Source organism: Neisseria sp. P0021.S006, from assembly GCF_051956895.1.
This window is the reverse complement of sequence record NZ_JBQCWZ010000147.1, coordinates 1-2306: the sequence shown is the minus strand read 5'-3', so window position 1 is coordinate 2306 and position 2306 is coordinate 1. Positions and strand designations below refer to the sequence as shown.

General features: G+C 43.5%; 2 protein-coding genes. Both read left to right on the top strand.

Annotated features, from left to right (window positions below):
- On the top strand, positions 1-1412 hold a 1412-nt coding region (locus ACTHUM_RS11745), incomplete at its 5' end, for a FimV/HubP family polar landmark protein (protein WP_440402946.1).
- A gap of 227 nt (positions 1413-1639) precedes the next feature.
- A partial coding sequence (gene truA / locus ACTHUM_RS11740) for a tRNA pseudouridine(38-40) synthase TruA (RefSeq protein WP_440402945.1) occupies positions 1640-2306 on the top strand: 667 nt, incomplete at its 3' end.

Genomic DNA, 2306 nt, shown 5'->3' with positions numbered 1-2306 from the left:
CCTTGGATCAAACCATCCAGGCTTTGGTAAATGCCAACCCGGATGTGTTTATTGATAATAATGCCAACCGTATGTTGGCAGGTAAAGTACTGAATATTCCAAACCGTAGCGAATTGCAACGCTTGGCTGCTTCTGCTCCTGCTAAAACTAATACGGCAACAGAAAAAGCTAATGAAACCGCTAATACAACAGAGGCTAAAACAGAAAAACCTGTTGTTCAGCCTGATGCTCAAACTGAAGCTCAGGTTAAAGATGCTGGCGTAAATACACAGCAACAGGAAGAAGTAAAACAAGCTTCAGCTGAACAAACAGAACAAGCAGCATCTGCAGCGGTTAATGAAAAAGCCGCATCGACTGTTCCTGCGTCCGATATTCAAGAAGCTATGGCTTCCGATGCTCAAGAGAATATAGTGGCTTCTGAGCCTGTTGCAACCACTGATTCTGTCGCGGAGCAAACAGAAAGCGAATCAGATGGTAATTTATGGAAATGGTTATTGGCAGGCGGTGCAGCCCTTATTGCTGCTTGGTTGTTGTTGAAAGCTGCCGGTAAACGTAAAGATGAGCCGGAAGCAGCGCCTGTAAGCCGTAAGGATGAAGAAAAGGCTGTACAGAAAAATGTTGCTGCTTCAGCTGCTGCGGTTGCTACAACTAAAGTAACGCCGTCTGAAAAAATTCAAGACGGTCTGTTTATCGAAGACGATTTCGAAGATGATGTGGTCATCAATGAAGTAGAAGAATCTTCCACTATTAATGATGTTAAACTTGATTTGGGTAAGATTGACAATAGTCAGACAGGTATTCTTTCAGGTGCAGTAACGCATGATGCAGAGACAGAGCAACGTCGCTATGCTGATTGGGATAGTATCGAATCAACAGAAAGCGTGTACGAGCCTGAACCGGAAAATCCATATCAGCCGGTATCCGTTGTTATGCCTGAACGTAAAGAAGAGCAGGTAAATACATTTGATGAGTTTGATTTTGCGACAGAAACAAAAGTCTTCGAGTCAAGAAATGAAGAGCCACTCGAGTTTACGGTAGATACCCCTGAAGATTCAGACGGCCATGTGTTGCCATTCGATATCAAGCAAGATCAAGACTTGCAAATTCAAGAAACCAAAGAAGAAGTAGAGAAAGAAGAAGCTGCTTCTGAGTTTGTGATTGAAGAAGGTGCATTGGAATGGGGAGCTGAAGATGTTTCAGTGGCTGCCGATAAAAGCAATAGTGAAAGAGGCTTTGTTTCAGAATCAGTCGGTATGACTGCACCGCTTGAAGCCAAATATGATTTGGCTAAGATGTATATCGAAATCGGTGATCCTGAAGCGGCTCGAGAAACATTGCAAGCGCTGATTGAAGAGGCTGAAGGAGATATTCTGTATAAAGCCCAAAAACTGATGAAAGAGCTTGGCGTATAAGTACCAGTAAAATGAAGATGCCGTTTCAGACGGCATCTTTTTTATGGTAAATTAAAAAGCAAGATTTTAGCTGAGTCTATTATCAGTTGGGTAAGATTTCAGCTTTATGTGATGGTTGAAGATGAAGGCCGTCTGAAATACATAATGGAGGCGTGTGTTGATCACGCCTTTTTAATATTTGTTGCTTAAGCGTAGGCAACAATATCAATTTACAAGAAGTATAAGAAATGACTGAACAAGCAAATACAACAGGGCATCTGATGCAGCGTTGGGCTTTGACCCTCTCTTATGATGGAAGCCGTTTTTATGGTTGGCAAAAACAGGCCGGAGATTTGCCGACTGTTCAGACGGCCTTAGAGCAGGCGTTGTCTTCAATAGCAAGGGAGCAAATTAATACTATTGTTGCGGGAAGGACGGATACGGGTGTGCATGCAACTGCTCAAGTGGTGCATTTTGATACGTCAGTAAGTCGTCCGGAGCAAGCATGGGTGCGTGGTGTCAATGCACATTTGCCTGATGGTGTTGCTGTGTTGGTTGCGCAAAAAGTTGTACCTCATTTCCATGCCCGATTTGATGCTTATGGCCGCCATTATCGCTATTTATTGGAATCTTCACCGGTTCGTTCTCCATTATTAGTTGGCAGAGTAGGGTGGACGCATTTGAAATTAGATTTAAATCTGATGAGGCAGGCTGCTGCCTTGTTGGAGGGGGAACATGACTTTTCCAGCTTTCGAGCGGCCGAATGTCAGGCGAAGTCCCCTATAAAGACACTATATAGTACAAAGATTAGTGGAACTTCTCGCTATCTGTGCCTTGATTTGCATGGAAATGCATTCTTGCATCATATGGTACGCAATATTATGGGGGCATTGGTGTACGTAGGTAGTGGCAGAA